At 41.3% G+C, this 16,810-nt stretch carries 12 protein-coding genes and 1 pseudogene; 8 read left to right on the top strand and 5 right to left on the bottom strand.

Translation table 11 applies throughout. The features are described 5' to 3' along the window. Nucleotides 1-17 precede the first annotated feature (17 nt). From C7H79_RS14805 to C7H79_RS14790, 4 genes are read right to left on the bottom strand one after another with little or no spacing between them, the layout of a single operon-like run. Nucleotides 18-3,143 carry a type I restriction endonuclease subunit R gene (locus C7H79_RS14805; protein WP_106708055.1) on the bottom strand — a complete coding sequence of 1,042 codons (3,126 nt, stop codon included), beginning with the start codon at nucleotides 3,141-3,143 and terminating at the stop codon, nucleotides 18-20. Then, nucleotides 3,140-3,871 (bottom strand): TIR domain-containing protein, encoded by a 732-nt coding sequence (locus C7H79_RS14800; RefSeq protein ID WP_106708054.1) that lies wholly within the window; start codon nucleotides 3,869-3,871, stop codon nucleotides 3,140-3,142. The genes C7H79_RS14805 and C7H79_RS14800 overlap by 4 nt, the downstream gene beginning before the upstream one ends. After that, nucleotides 3,864-5,153 carry a restriction endonuclease subunit S gene (locus C7H79_RS14795; RefSeq protein ID WP_106708053.1) on the bottom strand — a complete coding sequence of 430 codons (1,290 nt, stop codon included), beginning with the start codon at nucleotides 5,151-5,153 and terminating at the stop codon, nucleotides 3,864-3,866. The genes C7H79_RS14800 and C7H79_RS14795 overlap by 8 nt, the downstream gene beginning before the upstream one ends. After that, nucleotides 5,150-6,892 carry a type I restriction-modification system subunit M gene (locus tag C7H79_RS14790; protein WP_106708052.1) on the bottom strand — a complete coding sequence of 581 codons (1,743 nt, stop codon included), beginning with the start codon at nucleotides 6,890-6,892 and terminating at the stop codon, nucleotides 5,150-5,152. Before C7H79_RS14790 ends, C7H79_RS14795 begins: the two co-directional genes overlap by 4 nt. Before the next feature lie 549 nt (nucleotides 6,893-7,441). On the opposite strand from C7H79_RS14790, the gene C7H79_RS14785 reads away from it, so the two are divergent. The 6 genes from C7H79_RS14785 (at nucleotide 7,442) to C7H79_RS14760 (ending at nucleotide 13,673) form a co-directional block, all read left to right on the top strand. Next, nucleotides 7,442-7,768, top strand: coding sequence for a hypothetical protein (locus tag C7H79_RS14785; RefSeq protein WP_106708051.1), 327 nt, complete (start codon nucleotides 7,442-7,444; stop codon nucleotides 7,766-7,768). A 137-nt stretch (nucleotides 7,769-7,905) separates the two neighbouring features. Then, nucleotides 7,906-8,874 (top strand): DUF932 domain-containing protein, encoded by a 969-nt coding sequence (locus tag C7H79_RS14780; RefSeq protein WP_106708050.1) that lies wholly within the window; start codon nucleotides 7,906-7,908, stop codon nucleotides 8,872-8,874. Nucleotides 8,875-8,987: 113 nt separating this feature from the next. Beyond that, entirely contained in the window at nucleotides 8,988-9,995 is a 1,008-nt protein-coding gene (locus C7H79_RS14775; RefSeq protein ID WP_106708049.1) for a YqaJ viral recombinase family nuclease, read from the top strand. Between the two features lie 55 nt (nucleotides 9,996-10,050). Next, on the top strand, nucleotides 10,051-10,962 hold the full coding sequence (locus tag C7H79_RS14770; protein ID WP_106708048.1) for a recombination directionality factor: 912 nt from the start codon (nucleotides 10,051-10,053) through the stop codon (nucleotides 10,960-10,962). 808 nt (nucleotides 10,963-11,770) lie between these two features. Further along, nucleotides 11,771-12,031, top strand: coding sequence for a helix-turn-helix transcriptional regulator (locus C7H79_RS14765; RefSeq protein WP_106708047.1), 261 nt, complete (start codon nucleotides 11,771-11,773; stop codon nucleotides 12,029-12,031). Nucleotides 12,032-12,377: 346 nt separating this feature from the next. Continuing rightward, nucleotides 12,378-13,673, top strand: a complete 1,296-nt coding sequence (locus C7H79_RS14760; RefSeq protein ID WP_172592458.1) for a YagK/YfjJ domain-containing protein — start codon at nucleotides 12,378-12,380, stop codon at nucleotides 13,671-13,673. A gap of 344 nt (nucleotides 13,674-14,017) precedes the next feature. On the opposite strand, the gene C7H79_RS14755 is transcribed toward C7H79_RS14760, so the two are convergent. Then, nucleotides 14,018-14,275 carry a hypothetical protein gene (locus tag C7H79_RS14755; RefSeq protein WP_106708045.1) on the bottom strand — a complete coding sequence of 86 codons (258 nt, stop codon included), beginning with the start codon at nucleotides 14,273-14,275 and terminating at the stop codon, nucleotides 14,018-14,020. Nucleotides 14,276-14,630: 355 nt separating this feature from the next. On the opposite strand from C7H79_RS14755, the pseudogene C7H79_RS19525 reads away from it, so the two are divergent. After that, nucleotides 14,631-15,611 (top strand): annotated as a pseudogene (locus C7H79_RS19525) (IS30 family transposase); the annotation flags it as partial. A 263-nt stretch (nucleotides 15,612-15,874) separates the two neighbouring features. After that, a complete protein-coding gene (locus tag C7H79_RS14740; RefSeq protein ID WP_147383627.1) occupies nucleotides 15,875-16,141 on the top strand; it encodes a hypothetical protein in 267 nt (88 codons plus the stop codon). The last annotated feature ends 669 nt before the right edge of the window (nucleotides 16,142-16,810 follow it).

The raw sequence follows: 16,810 nt of genomic DNA, 5'->3' as shown, positions 1-16,810 counted from the left end.
AAGAATATTAAATAAATTCACAGCGGCAAATTAGATCTCTCCCGCAATTTCTCATAAAGCTGAGCCGGTCCAAGTAGTATTTCCTGCATTCCATTTCTGACTTTTGCTGAATCCAATGCTTGTTTGCTCATCGTGCTATGCGCTGCAAAAGCATCCATGATGGCATTCAGAATTTCTTTAGATAAATCTGGCGAATTTGAGAATTGCTCTTTGGTATTGTTAGATGCCTGCTGGATAAGTATTTCTGATTCAAGCAGTTTTCCTATAATCACATTGTTAACATAAACAAGCCGATCAGCTTCTGTAATATCACCCTCAAATAAATCATTCACTTTGGCAATGATTTCATTGAGAAAAGATTTTTCTTTCTCATGCAAAGAACCGCTACCTGATTCTGTTAGGGGCTTTAATTTAGTAGCCTCGTTACCTCCAAGCTGAATAGGTTGCTTACCTTGATTCTTGAGATTATGATGAGTCAGAATAACTTTTGAGAGATTAAGATTGATACGCTCCCGGCCAAACTCTAACAGAGGAAGCAACCGTTTATAAAAGATAAAGCGTTTTTCAATGGCTGTATTTCCATAGTCAAAAATCTGCGATAGAAATGCATACATTCTTTGAAATGCGGCCATGTCGTGTTTGAATAAAACCAGTGCATTCAAATCATTCTGGGCTTCTTCAGCTTCTCTGGAATTATTTATGGCTTTGCTAATCTGACGTTTTTCTTGGGCAGCCTTATATCTGTTCAATAGCCTTGATACCACCGGTTCCAGAGCACCAATCAGATCGCTTTGCTTGGCATTTGGATTAAACTCAACTTCAACCACACGGTTTACTTCGAATTCATCATAATAGCCCGCTGCATCCAGCTTCATGCGCAGATCATAGACTAGATGCGGATCTGTGACGCCTGACAATTCGGCGGTGTCATAATAGGCTTTGAATGCTTTAAGGATCTCTTCAGGATCGTTGACGAAATCAATAACATAGGTGGTATCTTTGTTGGGATAAGCGCGGTTTAATCTTGATAATGTCTGTACCGCTGCAATACCTGCCAAGCGTTTGTCGACATACATACCGCATAACAGCGGTTGGTCAAATCCCGTCTGAAATTTATTGGCAACTAACAGGATTTGAAATTCATCTGTGCCAAAAGCATCCCGTATCTCACGCCTCATTAGATTAGGATTCAAGGTTTGGTTGGTCTCGCTGAAAGGCTCAGGGCCAGATTGTGAATCATTAACTTCACCCGAAAAAGCCACCAAAGTGCTGATCTTATAACCTTGGCTCTTAATGTACTTATTAATGGCAAGCTGCCAGCGAACAGCTTCAAGACGACTGGATACAACCACCATTGCTTTTCCTTGCCCATTTAACAGCGGCGCCACGTTGTCACAGAAATGCTCCACCACTATTTGTACTTTTTGGCTTATATTGTAAGGATGTAATTTAACCCAGCGCATGATGCCTTTAAGTGCTTCGCTGCGCTCCACTTCTTTTTCATCCAATTCTTGACCGTTATGAGCTAGTTTAAATGCCAGCTTATAGGGCGTGTAGTTTTGCAACACATCAAGAATAAAACCTTCTTCAATTGCCTGGCGCATCGAGTAAACGTGAAACGGTGCAGGCAAATTGTTCGCGCTTGCAGGCAAATCTAGATTAGGGCGACGGCCAAACAGCTCCAGAGTCTTAGCCTTGGGAGTAGCAGTAAAAGCGACATAACTGATGCCACTATCGGCTGCACGAGCAGTCATTTGGGCGGCCAGCAGATCTTCAGTGCTGATTTCTCCTCCATCATTTAATTCCTGCAATTCCTCAGCTGACAAAACGGCTTTAAGCTTGGCGGCTGCTTCACCAGTTTGTGAAGAATGTGCTTCATCAGCAATCACGGCGAAACGCTTGCCTTGCGTGGCTGCAAGTTCCTCTACTGCTTTCAGTGCAAAGGGAAAGGTTTGAATTGTGCAAACCACAATCTTTTTACCACCGGCCAGAGCGGCTGCTAACTCTGCACTCTTACTGGCGCTCTCTCCTTTGATGGTGGCCACGACACCGGCTGTACGCTGAAAATCAAAAATAGCATCCTGCAATTGACTATCCAATACCTCTCTATCAGATACCACTAATACGGTATCAAACATTTTTTCGTGGTTACTATTATGCAAGTCAGCCAGAAAGTGTGCTGACCAGGCAATTGAATTGGTTTTTCCAGAGCCCGCTGAGTGCTGAATCAGGTATTTGCCGCCTGGGCCGTCAGCCAATACGGCGGTCAGTAGTTTACGGGTAGAATCTAGCTGATGATAGCGCGGGAAAATGACGCTCTTGATCTGCTTTTTATCATCTTTCTCAGTAACCAAATAACGGCCTAGAATCTCTAGCCAACTATCACGCTCCCAAACGGTTTCCCACAAATAAGCGGTACGGTGGCCACTTTTTTCATTGGGTGGATTACCAGCTGCACCATGATCACCACGATTGAAAGGCAAGAAATTTGTTTTTGCACCTTCCAGCTTGGTACACATTCGCGCTTCCATATTGCTGACAGCAAAATGAACCAATGCACCATTAGGAAAAGTTAGCAACGGCTCACCGCTGCTGTGGCCTTTAGGACGAGGCGAACGATCAAAGCGGTATTGATCGACGGCATCATCGATAGATTGGGTAAAATCACTTTTAATTTCAGCAGTGGCTACTGGGATGCCATTAAGGAAAAACACCAAATCAATGGAGTTTTCGTTATGAAGTGAATAGCGTATTTGGCGTATCACACGCAGCCGATTAGCGGCGTAGCGATCAAGAATTCCTGGATTTATTGCTGAAGCAGGTTTAAATTGCGCGAGTTCCAAAGATTGGCGTAGCCCGATCATTTCGATGCCACGACGCAGTACATCTAATGTGCCGCGTTGATCGATGGAATCACGTAATCGACCCAGCAAAACATCAGTTACCTGTGTGCCATGATTCTTCTGCAACGCTTCCCATGACTTAGGTTGAGTGATTTTAATCCATTCCACTAGATCGGTTGAGAAAAGTGCCCGTGCCCGGTCATAACCTTGTGCATCGTTTTCTGCATAAAGCCAGCCGTGAGCAACCAAGTAGTAACAAATTTCTGTTTCAAGGTTAATTTCCTTGTACAAGTTACTCATGTCGCAGCAGTTACAATAAGATTATCTTCTATTTCTATTCCTGAACTTTGTATACGTTGTGCAAGTTTTCCCACTACTTCTTTAACATGTTCATTAAACTCAAGATAGATAATCCCATTAACATCAGAAGGCATTTCTAAATTACCTTTTTTTAATATAACTATTCTATCTCGTCCCAGTGACGCCATTACCATCCCCATTTCTAAGATCACATTCTGTCTTGCCCGAGGTTGGCGATCATTTTCCGTCTTTGTCTTTGGATATCCGTAATCATCGGGTGTCATTAGAATAATCCCAAAAGCCGATCGATCGTAAATTTGCTGCTCCAAGGCTTCAATCAAAGTGCGAGTATGGCCATCATTATTTTGTAAAATATAGGGTGCCAGGCCAAGTCGCCTTAATACCAATTCAAGTTGTTCAAGAGCAGCAGTATCATGACCATGGACAACAAATATTTTCTTATCTAATGGCTGTATTTTGGCGTTTGAAGTATCTGGATATCCTTCTGAATCAACTGATTTAGAAGCCGTAAATGACTTCTCAAATAGAAGCGCGGCCACTTTGTCTCCTTGGAATTGAATAGTTTTACTAGATTCCCACCAATTTAAAACAGCATCACAATTTGTTTTGAATTGTTTTTGATTGCCTAAGTCTTTCCATTCACCACCAATCCTTGTTTTATCAACTAAGCTTTGTAACTCTTTGAATGTGCCTTTAAATTTACTCACGCAGGCTCCTTCTTTTTATTATTAAATCCTTACGTACATCGATCTTGCCGGTGACAGCGGCAGAAATTATGGCGGTGCGGCGTTCTTGTAATAAGACTATGGTGTCTTGAGCTTCTGTAATTAAGTTGTCAGTCTGTTTATCATGCTGAACAATAAATTGCTCTATATGTGCGCGCTCATCTTTAGTCGGTGGAACTGAAATTATCAAATTGGTTAAAGCTTCAATTGTAAGTTTTGGTTGCGCTGAACCAGTAATAAATGGAATCAGATCAATAACCTCAATTCTTTGTGCCCAATAATCAAAAAATTCGTCTACTGGTCTTAAGATATGCGCATGGTTATTTACCCAAAACCGACCACGTGCAACGAATGCAATCGGTGTTGCTCGATTTACGAGATTGGCACCATCTTCAGAAACCAATATTAAAGTTTCATTAAAGATATATTCATCAATCGAATCTATAATTCCTGAAGCTCCATAATAAGGAAAATCTCCTTGTCTGTAGCTACGCTCTTCCGAACTCAATGGTATTCGCTGACTGTCTCGAATCGTAAAAAAATGCTTAACTGCACCTACTATCCAATGCTCCGGTACATCGCCCAACCACTCAACCCCAGAATCCTTCATCGTCACATCAGGATTCAATCCCTTGGTAACAGCATGAGAAATAACTGCCTGTCGTTTTTCTTTCAGTAATTCGATGAGCAGTTGCTGTTCGTCTATCAGTTCATCAATTTTGACGGTCTCGCGATCGAGAAAGCTAGCAATGGATTGTTGTTCAGTCGTTGGAGGAAGTGGAAAAGGTAAATCTTTAAATTGTTCAGTTGGCAGCCGCCATCTTCCCAATTGCGAACTTCCTTGTCCGTATGCAAAGAAGATTTTGTTCTTGTAACCCATTTGAAACAAATATAGCAAATACTTGCTCTTACTGATGGCTGGATTTCGTATTGAGAATACGCGATAGTCTGGACTTGTGACTCCATGCATCTGTGACAAATCGACATATCCCGTCAACAAATCCATATGATTCATTGCAAAATCACCAACTTCGACAAATTGGTATTTGGAGTAATCCATCGATAACTGACCATCATTGCTTTCCAAATCTTTAACTTTGATACCATCCTGTGTGATCGACAAAACATCATGACCCAGTTCACCTGCAATACGTTTCTTTATCTCGCATAGCCAACGGATTCTTCTAATTTTCCAATGCTCAGGCACCTCTCCCAACCATTCCACACCACTATCCTTATACCTTTCATAGCGCGGAAAACTCATGCTGACAATCCTTTAATCATGGCCAGAATACGATCAGTGCATTGTTTCAAATCCGCATCAATCTCTGCCAGCGACCGTGGCGGCTCAAACACATAGAAATGCCTGTTGAAGGGTATTTCATAACCAATCTTAGTTTTGTCATGATCAACCCATGCATCGGGAACATGCGGTAATACTTCTCGCTTGAAATATTCCTTAATATCTTCATGCAGCGGCACATTTTCAGTATCACGTAGACTGCTATCCGGTTGCGGCTTGCCTTTCTGCTTTCCTTTGGTTGCTAAAACTATCTGCCCATGCTCATCGCGTAATGGCCTTTCAATGGTAATGGTGCGATAGCCAAAATCTGTATTCTTAAAAATCCTGGAAATTGGTTTCTTGCCTTCACTGGCTTCGATGAATTGTCCAAACAAGCGAGTGATCTCAGTAATATGTTCCTCTGAGAGCTCTTTGCGTTTAGACCCCAAGCTTTTTCGCATCTTCTGCCAGAAGCCTGAAGCGTCAATTAATTGCACCAATCCCTTACGATGCTCCGGTTTGCGATTGGAAAGAATCCATACATAAGTAGAAATGCCAGTGTTGTAGAACATATCGGTAGGCAAACCGATGACGGCTTCTACCAGATCATTTTCCAGCACATATCGACGGATTTCACTCTCTCCCGAGCCTGCTGCACCGGTAAAAAGTGGCGAACCGTTCAATACGATGCCAAAACGGCTGCCGCCATCCACTGCGGGACGCATCTTGCTGATCAGATGTAACAGGAATAGTAATGAACCATCGGACACACGAGGCAGGCCAGGGCCAAAGCGACCGTTGAAGCCTTGCGTTTCATGTTCCTTACGAACTTCCTTTTCAACTTTCTTCCACTCCACACCAAATGGGGGATTAGATAGCATGTAGTCGAATTTCTTGTGTAAGTGACCATCATCAGAAAAAGTATTACCAAAAACAATATTGGCAACATCCTGTCCTTTGATCAACATATCGGCCTTACAAATTGCGTACGATTCAGGGTTTAGTTCCTGACCTGACATGGTTAAACGTGCTTTTGGATTGTGATCATGCAGATATTCACCTGCCTCAGACAACATGCCCCCTGTACCAGCTGTAGGATCGTATATGGTTCGCACCACTCCTGGTTTGGCTAATACATCGTCATCTTCGATAAACAGCAGATTGACCATCAGCTTGATCACTTCACGGGGAGTAAAATGTTCCCCAGCGGTTTCATTGGAAATTTCAGCAAACTTGCGGATCAATTCTTCAAATACCAGCCCCATTTGGTTGTTGCTGACTTTATCCGGGTGCAGATCAACATTCGCAAAACGCTCGGCGACTTGATAAAGCAATCCGGATTTAGCAAGGCGCTCGATCTGAGTGTAAAAATCAAAGCGCTCAAAAATATCCCTTACTGCAATCGAAAAACCTTGAATATAGGCATACAGATTTTCATTTATGTGATCCTGATCACCCATCAACTTCTTCATATCAAGCGGTGAAGTATTATAGAAACTCTGGCCTGCTTTTCGCAGTAAAAACGGCTCTGGATTTACATCGGCTTTCTGTTTGCTGGCTTGTTCAACCAAAACAGCTTCTTTGGTTGATTCCAGTACACAATCCAATCGGCGCAGCACCGTAAATGGCAGAATTACTTTGCCATATTCCGATTGCTTGTAATCACCACGTAAAAGATCAGCCACCGACCATATGAAGGCGGAAAGGGATTGATGATTCATATATCCTTATTATTGGTTTTTATTGGTGATTCTACAACGAATAAGTATTTGTATTTTTCGTCATGCATTTCAATTCAAAAAGACAAAGAAACATCATACATATTGCAGTGCAATATAATACAAAGTATTAGATTGTCAGGCAAAAAAATCAGCATAACTCTAGTCTTATCCTCTCTTAAATCACTAATTTGTTTCGAATAGACGAATAAAAATCGGTGTATGCAAACAAATCCCTTATTAAATAATTTCAATCACACATACTTTATGTGGCATTAAGTAAAAGTTAATCTTTTGCGGCTTGATCGCACAATTTCCAGTATCAATTAACGCTATCACGCTTTGTTTTCTGCTTCTTAACCAATACTTCCATTGGTTTCATGTTTTGTCTTCAAATTTTTCTCTACTAATTCTCTATCAGGCTAATTCATATATTGGATTGGTGTGATAGAGAGATATATGCCTGACTCTAACAATTAAATTTGCTTCTGTATCAATTATTCATGTTGAGTATTTCAAACATGTTTGTTTATATTTTGTAAGGAGTTTTCAATGACTATTCAATGTCCCAAATGCCGCTCCACCTTGATCATAACCCGTAACCTGGCCAAGCGGATCTGCTGTGTCATTGGCACAGTAGCAGGCGGTGCGAGTGGTGCTGCCAATGTCATTAACGGCGTTCGTATTGGCGGTGCAGTTGGTGCTGTGGCTGGCCCCGCAGGTACTTTTCTTGGCGTTCTGGCCGGTGCAGTTTTCGGTGCCTTGATTGGCGGTGCATCTGGCGGTATTGCAGGTGCCAAGATTGGAGAAATGCTGGATTACCGGGTACTGGACAACTACTTATGTCTGAACTGCGAGTATGTTTTCAGTGCAATCTGAAGCATCGCTATCAAACGCATCTATTTTATTTACTTTTTCTATCTTTTATAACATCCCCACTCGAATCGGCCTGTCGCTCATTCATGCGCAGCAGGTTATTCACGTGGTTTCTTACATTAACTCAAAAGGAAAACACTATGTCGCACCTTGTTCAAAATATGGCCTATACAGGCACAACACCCTGGCACCAACTGGGCAATCAGTTGCCTGCCAAGCAACCGATTGAAGTCTGGGCAGAGAAAGCCGGTATGGATTGGAGTATCTGTGAAGCGCCCGTGCGCTTTATGACCGAGCAAATTGGTTCATTGGGTTCGCTCAGATCGTTTGACGAGCAAAAGGTGCTGTATCGCAGCGACACGAAAGCTCCGTTATCCGTAGTTAGCGGACGCTATCAAGTGGTACAGCCCATGACCATCCTGGAATTTTATCGTGATCTCACAGAAGTATCCGGTTTTGAGCTTGAAACAGCAGGTGTTCTTAAAGAAGGTAAGAAATTCTGGGCGTTAGCCAGAACTGGCAAAGAAACAAAACTCAAAGGGGATGATGTCATCAACGGCTATATCCTGCTTGCCACATCCTGCGATGGAACACTCGCTACTACTGCGACACCGACCACAATCCGAGTAGTATGCAATAACACCTTATCCGTTGCTTTAAATGGTGCCAGCAGTGCCATCAAAGTGCCGCACAGCACCAGTTTTGATGCACAAGCCGTTAAAAGGCAGCTGGGTATCGCTGTATCTCAATGGGATAGCTTTATGTATCGCATGAAAACCTTGTCGGAACGCAAAGTCAAAACACATGAATCACTGAATTATTTCTTGAAAGTCATGTGTCAAACCGACAATCAGGATGATCAAACCTCAAAACTTAAAAATGAACGGGCATTGAAAAGTGTTCAATCGCTTTATGACGGACACGGCAGAGGTGCGCAATTATCAGCTGCCAATGGTACAGCCTGGGGATTGCTTTGTGCTGTTACCGAGTTTGTAGATCATGAAAGAAGAGCCCGAAGTCAGGGGCACAGACTCGATAGCGCATGGTTTGGTCAAGGAGCTAATCTAAAACAACGTGCGCTTGATCATGCTCTGCAGCTGGTTGCCTGAGCGCGTTATCTGCTAGTTCCATCCAGCCAACCACTTCATAAACCCATCCAATATTGCATTGGCTGGGTTTTTTTATTTAGAACGCAAATATTAACGAATCGACAGGTAAAATCATGAACAATTCTCTCACCACAGAAAAGCGTAGCAAGCTTCAACCCCCATTAAAACTCATCAAAACCACTGACATTAACCGAGAGCAATGGTTAACAGTGCGTAAAAGCGGCATCGGCAGTTCTGACGCTGCTGCGGCTGTTGGTCTTAATCCTTACAAATCTCAGCTTGAACTCTGGCTGGAAAAAACTGGCCGTGATGGCAATTTACCCAAAACAGATCCCAATGATGAATCCAGTCCGATGTACTGGGGCATTCTATTAGAGCCCTTCGTAGCAGCCAATTACACCCGACGTACCGGAAACAGGGTCAGGCGTATCAATGCGGTATTGCAGCATCCGTTCGAGCCCTGGATGCTGGCAAATATCGATCGGGAAGTAATGGGTGTGTCTGATGTGCAAATACTGGAATGTAAAACCGCTGGCATCAATGGTGCACGACTCTGGAAAGAAGGTATTCCGGAATATGTCCAGCTTCAAGTCATGCACCAGTTAGCGGTGACGGGCAAGCAGGCAGCAGATGTAGCCGTGCTGATTTGTGGTCAGGAGCTGCAGGTACATCGAATTGAGCGGGATGAGGTAATGATTGAACGTTTAATAGAACTGGAACGAGAATTCTGGCGATATGTACAGCTTGATCAGACACCGCCTGCCGATGGCTCGGATTCTGCTGACAGGGCATTACGCTGCCTATATCCGCAAGATAACGGGAAAGTGCTGAATTTGCGCCACGATTCGGAGATGTCGCAGGCATTTTCCGATTTGCTGTCAGTTCGTCAATCATTAGCCAGTCAAAGCCAATTCGAATCCCAATTGAAGCAGCGTATCCAGCAACGCCTGGCAGATGCAACCAAAGCAGTATTTGAGATGGGTGAAGTAAGTTGGAAGCGCAGCAAAGACAAAACGGAACTGGATGTTGAGCGATTGCTAAAAGATCAACCTGAATTGCTGCAACGTTATTGCCTGATCAAGCCCGGTTCACGACGTTTCCTGGTCAACGCCGGGGCATAGCTTACATTTCCCACTATCCAATTACATCTAAATCTAAAAATATAAAGGAATTATCATGCTTAAAGGATTGGCTTTAACTCCACCGGTCATTGGTCGGATTACCATTGGTAAGATTGTAGAGAAGAACGGTAAACGGCTTCCTGAAAAAGACGATGAATTCACTATTACCAGCCAGATACAAAACAAGGATGGCTGGATCAATCATCCTCTCAATGAGAAACTGCGAAAAGAGCATGGCAACAAGCTACGCAGCATTCCGGTCAGACTGCTCTTTGACGATCCGGATCTCAACTTGCGCTCAAACTACAGTTTATTTGACCGACAAACCGGGAGACCTGTTTGTGTTGGAAATGGTGAAACTTGCCGACGTGCAACTAAAACTGGTATTCAATCATTCCCCTGTCCCGCTCCAGAATCGTGTGAGCTTGCCAAAGAAGGTCACTGCAAACCGTATGGTCGATTGAACGTTATTATCGAGAATGAGGATGAATTGGGAAGTTTTGTATTTCGTACTACTGGATTTAACAGTATCAGGACGCTATCAACAAGGTTGAAGTACCTTCATGCCGTATCCGGTGAACTGCTCTCTACCTTACCTTTAGAACTTCGCTTGCGCGGCAAATCGACTACTCAATCACATCGGACACCGATTTATTACGTAGATTTGACTGTGAGAAATGGCATGACGATAGTTGAATCCATCGCCAACGCCAAAACGCTCAGTGATGAACGAAAATCATCGGGCTTTAATCAAGCTGCATTGGATGAGGCGGCTAAACTTGGATTTGATAACGGAGCGTTCGAAGATTCCGAGGAGGAAGGTGTTGCAGTGGTTGAGGAGTTTTATTCTGACGACATTCCCGCAGATGATCGGGATAAATCGGAAAACAGGAGCGATTTGGCATTGGCAGCCAAACTAGGTAAAAAAGTGGAGCAACTCAAGTTCGGGGAATCTGCGCAGAAATAAAAAGTGAGGTAGCACTATTTGTGATTAATGCAACATCGGATGAACAGCATCCGATGTTGGAATTTCATCAGCAGTCATTTAAACAAAAACCAACCCAACTTTAAAACCATTTTTTGTATTTATCGTATACTGAAAAATGTACATAGTTTACGTATTTTTTTGCAAGAGTGGGATGTACATAGTTTTATGCAAACATGTACATAGTTATTTCCTAGATATTGTTTATTAAGTAATATCTTTTGCTTCAAGAAATAATAGATTCCAAGGAAAATAAGATCATATTTTATAATTCTCTGTGACGCGTGAAATTGACTTTGATTTAGATTAAAAAGAAACTGCGGAAGGAACGTATAGAACTGCTTATGCTTCAATTTTGTGTTGATACAGGGAGGCTTGACAAGCCGTGATTTTTTCTCATATAATTTTTTCTTCTTAAATTCATCCACTAATTTTTTTATGTTCTAGAGTTTAAAACCGTTGTGCCTCATTTGTAATTCCTTAACGTTTGCACATCTAAATCGACCAAACGTTTCATACTGAACGCTTCGATAATAAAAATCTGAGCGATTCCATATACCGATGCAAACCTCATGTAAAAAGTGATTTTGCATAAAGTGACCAAAGTTTTTCTGAAGTCACTTCTTATTCTCAGCATTTTCATTCTGCTAATTCGGCAGAATTTACATTGCGCCCTATATTCAGTAGTTCAGCATTTAAAACCCAAAACATTTATTTAATTTTTGGCACTAGAGCTGGTGCGTCTCAAAGAACATTCGCTCTTGGCCATACGATTATGGAAGAGAAAAATATGATCGAGAACCATCAAAACCACACCTTGATACGGCTACCGGATCTGCTTCGACTTACGGGACTTAGCCGCAGCAGTGTTTATTTGCGATTGAATCCAAAATCTAAGTATTTCGATGAAAAATTTCCTGCGCCTGTCCCGCTTTCGTCTGAAATTCGCGGTGGAGTAGCTTGGCTACTTTCAGAAATTAACTTGTGGATTGAATCACGTATTCAGGCACGAGCAGAGATTACATCAATCGCTAAGAAAAAAGTTACGTAAGGAGCTTAACTACGTACATGTTATTAATTTCTATTTTGTCTTGTTTTTAAGCGAAATGGAAAACTGTAAATACCGGAGTGCTAGGGTAATTCTTGTTCAATAGAATATTGCATATATATATTATTTATTAGATAGTTATTAATAAGTCATATCGTATGCATAGTCCATACTATTTGGATAATCAACTGATAGTGCACAGGAAGAGAGTCATTAACTATTGCTATTGATAATAAGACTCAAAACATATTGTACGAATAGAGCTTTTCTAATGATTAACACTATTGAATGATAGCTAAGTAATTTCCCTAGCGCTCTATCTTAAATCCAATTAATGGAGAGAAATAAAATGAATGATAGATTAGATTTAAGCGATCTAGATATAGTGAAGAACGGTTGCATAAGGCTGGTAGCTCCTATCGATGAAACCGATACAGCACTAATGGGTAATCGCGAATTTGATTTTTCGGCAAGAATGCGATTAGTGGAAAAAGATTTGGAAAAATTGCCATCAATGCAAGGATGTCTGGAGATTATTAAGAAAAATTACTCCGATAATGATAAACCGGGAAAATTCGCAAAAAGGAATATACCTTACTACAAAATGAAGAGTTCCTGGCATAGAGTTTTTGTTAAATCCCTGCCTAATTTAGTGTTACATATTTTCCAGCTACCCAGGGAAAGCAACTTTAGCGTACAAGTGGAAGCCGTTAGGGCGCTTTGCAGAGATCGTATTTATTGGTTTGATGATTATGAAGCATTTAGATCATTCTGTAACGATCCAAATCGTTTTTATATAACATACGGCAAAGAATATTGTGAGCGAAGCCGAGCGTTCATCAATGACTTTGTGAAAAATTTGCATTTGAAGTTACAAGAGCCTGCAACAAGAAAAAAAATACGTTGTGCAAGGAAAGCCGCAAAAAAGAGAACGAAGGAATTTCGTAAATATGTTTTAAGTCTTTTTGCTGCGAGAACCCCGATTAATGTGATACGGATCGATCTGGGCTATTCTGAATACACAAGCATTGAAACTATCATCAACGACCTGAAGCATTTTCATAGGAATATGCGACATAATCCCAAGTTATTCAAGCACCGCATAGGCTACATCGAGAAAATAGAATTTGGACTTAGTAAAGGAATACACGCTCATGTAATACTGTTTTATTCTTCGGAGCGGCAATCCAGTGCTAATGTCAATTTGGCGCAATCAATCGGTGAATATTGGGTCAATGAAATAACGCACGGAAAAGGCTCCTATATGAACATTAATGCTCTTGCAGATCATTATAGACGTTTAGGGCGATTGGGGATAGGTGAGATTCACGCTCACGATGCAAATGGGATTTCTTGGTTATGCTACGATGTTGAGTATTTCTGCAAAGTGGAGCAATTTATTAAACCAGCAGCTAGCCCAAAAACGAAGCTGCTTCGTAGAGGTGCGATGCCTAAATTAAGTAAACACAAGCCTGGTAGACCAAGAAAATTACCAAATGCCAAGATGACAAGTGGAGATGCTCAGAGCAGTTATAACCCTAATAAAACGCCTATTTCTACTATCACTCCCTTACCGAATAAGTATCCGTACCCGAATCAGTTACCTTGGCCAGATTCACTAAAAAATATTAAATATTCAATTTGACTTATATAGTGTGATTTTCTGATTTTTCCTCTCGGAACTTTCAGCGCAAGTTTTAATGATTGTCTCGTGAAGGATTAAGATTGGTTATTCCCCGGTTCTGCCGGGGAATTTTTGAAGATTTGATCACTACCATTGTGATTCAGCATTTGAAAAATGCCCGATAACGACAACAACATTTTTCTGCATGAATTTTTATGCCATTGGCATCGATATAAAATTGGATAATTATTTTTTTATCTATAACCTGAGAATATTAATGTCATACCGATATACAAGTCTAAGGAGAATGTAAGGTTGAGATACTGCACCTTAAAGCATTTTTTTTCGCTTAATTCGTGAGATTTTTATTTGCCTGTGCCACAATCACTGCAGGTAGGGGCGACGATCTGGCTCCTTGACATAAGAGTTCCTATAACATCGCCAGTTTCTAAACCTCTGTCAGTTAAAAAAGTTTTTAAATTATCAAAAGTTTTTATATCATCCTCAGATAGTTCTTCATCAGAGCACTCTAGATAATTCTTTAACGCGTCAACGTCAACATTTGCTTCTACCCATGATTCTTTTTCCTTTATCTTATCCTTACACTCTCGGCGAGGCAGCATTATAGTGATCCAATTCGACATTTAGCACCACTTCAACTTAGATTAAAGTTGAATGGTAAGCAAGAATATGGCTTTTTGCAAAAAAACGCTAAGGTTCATCTACAAATCCCATTTATCGCATATTTTAATTGATGGATTCGAATCCCCATTTCTCATCGATAATGAGGGAGCCAAGATATTTTTAAGGGATAGACTAAAAGAAAGATCCATTAAAACAATAACTGCACTAATAGTTATTAATCAGTGGATTATTAATGGGAGGATTCAACTTTGAAGTGCAACTTTTGTAAAGAAGTTTATAGGCAAGCTGCGGTAGTATCGGAGCTACTTAAACGACCAAGTAAAAGGAGCACAGATGAATTACTACAAGCAATCTCACCAGAGAACAACGATATCAGATTTCTGGCCTGAAGTAGGCAGGTTTAAACCAATCGCAAATTGCGGATGAAGTGGGCGTACACAAGTCGACGATTTCTCGGGAATTCAGACGGAACAAGGGTCGACGTAATTGGCATCCCAAGCAGGCTCAGGAATTACGGGACGAGCGTCGAAAGAATTGCGCCAATGCGCAGCGTCACTCATTGCTGAAGTGGAAGGAAGTTGAGCGATTGATTCGACAGGACATGAGCCCGGAACAAGCGTCACAGCGGCTTGCTCTGGAAGGCGGGTTGCCGATCAGCCATGAATCGATCTACTTGCACATTTATGCAGATAAGCGCCGTGGTGGCGACCTGTGGCGGCACATGCGCTGTCAGAAACCGCGCAGGAAACGTTACGCGAGTGGTCAAGACCGCCGAGGCACCATCAAGAACCGGATTGGCATTGACGAACGTCCGGTGATGGTGAAACAGAAGAGTCGCATAGGCGACTGGGAGGGCGACACTGTGATCGGCAAAAACTACCGAGGCGCATTGGTCACATTGGCTGAATGGAAGTCGCACTACATTCTGGCAGCCCAAGTTCCCGAAAAAATGCGTCGGGTGTGACGGCGGCAGTAACGCGGCTACTGCGCCTCCACAAAGGCAAGTGCTACACCATGACATTCGACAACGGAAAAGAGTTTGCGGAGCATCAAACCATCGCGGCGGAACTCGATGCGGATGTTTATTTCGCCCATCCCTACCATTCATGGGAGCGTGGCTTGAATGTGAATAGCAATGGGCTACTGCGACAGTATTTCCCCAAGGAGATGGAATTGGTTGAGGTTACCCAAGAACAAGTGCAATGGGCGGTGGATAGACTCAACCATCGACCACGCAAAGTGCTTGGATTTAGAACCCTGCATGAAATATTCTTCGGAAAGACGGTTCGCTACATCAAATCACCGTTAGGCGTTGACTTCGAAATTGAAACCGCGAGGTTTAACAAAATGCCTAATGGTATCTTTAAAAGGCAACATTCTCAAGTAAATCCTCAGGTATTTTTGTAAATTTTAACTTAAAAGCACGGTATTCTCCTAGATAGGTGCTATTTTGTCCGGTATTTTTTATATACTCCCTTTAAGGGAGTATATAATACTAAAATCCGAGATATATTTTTCGGAAACTTATTGCGACACAATTAAATTTATAAACTTTTTACGATACATTATATTTAAAGATGGCGAATGAAATTGAAAGTTACAACTATATGAGTCTCATTAGAGCCGTTCTGTCATTTGATGATGAATTCTTTATGCGTGAAGATGACTACGATGAATTGCCCGAAGAATTACGACATCATATCGAATTAATAGCAGAGGTTTCTAAAAAAGAACCTTCTAAAATTTTAGAGGATCTTCGAAATGAGTGGGAGGAAGTTGCAGAAGTGTCAAGAAAAGATGATGAAATTCAATATTCTCAAATTTATAGAACTGGTGAGGATTAAGATATAGTCTATGTAGACCATAATTATTTTTCTAAACTCAACCACAAACATTAAGAATAAATTGCTATTCAATAGGTTATTGCTTGGTTGGTGCTTCTATCCTTTAGAAGCACTTACCAGTCGATTTTGTTAGTTTTAAAGCCTTTAAGAATTTTATTCTTATGTTGAGTATGATGAAATTAATTTTCATATACAAATTCTATTTACCGCATACTTTAATTGATGGATTCGAATCCTCATTTATCATTGATAATGAGGGAGCCAAGAGTTTTTAAAGGGAAGACGAAAGGTAAGACTTATTGTAATAATAAATATATTAATATATATTAATCAATCAATTATATAATTTATTTGTCAGAGTCTCTCTCCGCCACGGATCTAGGGTTCATGCGGGTTTCAAGCAGGTCAAATATAATTTCCCATCAATCATCCCATCAAAAAGATTTTGATTTTTTAACCGATTCTGGTGATAGTTAAAATAACACTCCGATCAAAGCCTGATATCAACAATCTCCTTTAAGCGCCCCACATTCTATTTGTGGCAACCTATTTTTAATTATTGCCTACTAACTTTTTATCCATCGCCAGCACTCGCTAACGCCATGGGTTACTTTAATTCGAGATTGATCAAATTTTGATCAATCCCATACAGCCCAGATTAATGAGAAC

Source organism: Nitrosomonas supralitoralis (genome assembly GCF_003011925.2).
Classification (GTDB): Bacteria; Pseudomonadota; Gammaproteobacteria; order Burkholderiales; family Nitrosomonadaceae; genus Nitrosomonas; species Nitrosomonas supralitoralis.
Note: the sequence above shows the minus strand (reverse complement) of the source record. Positions and strands in the feature narration are given on the sequence as shown.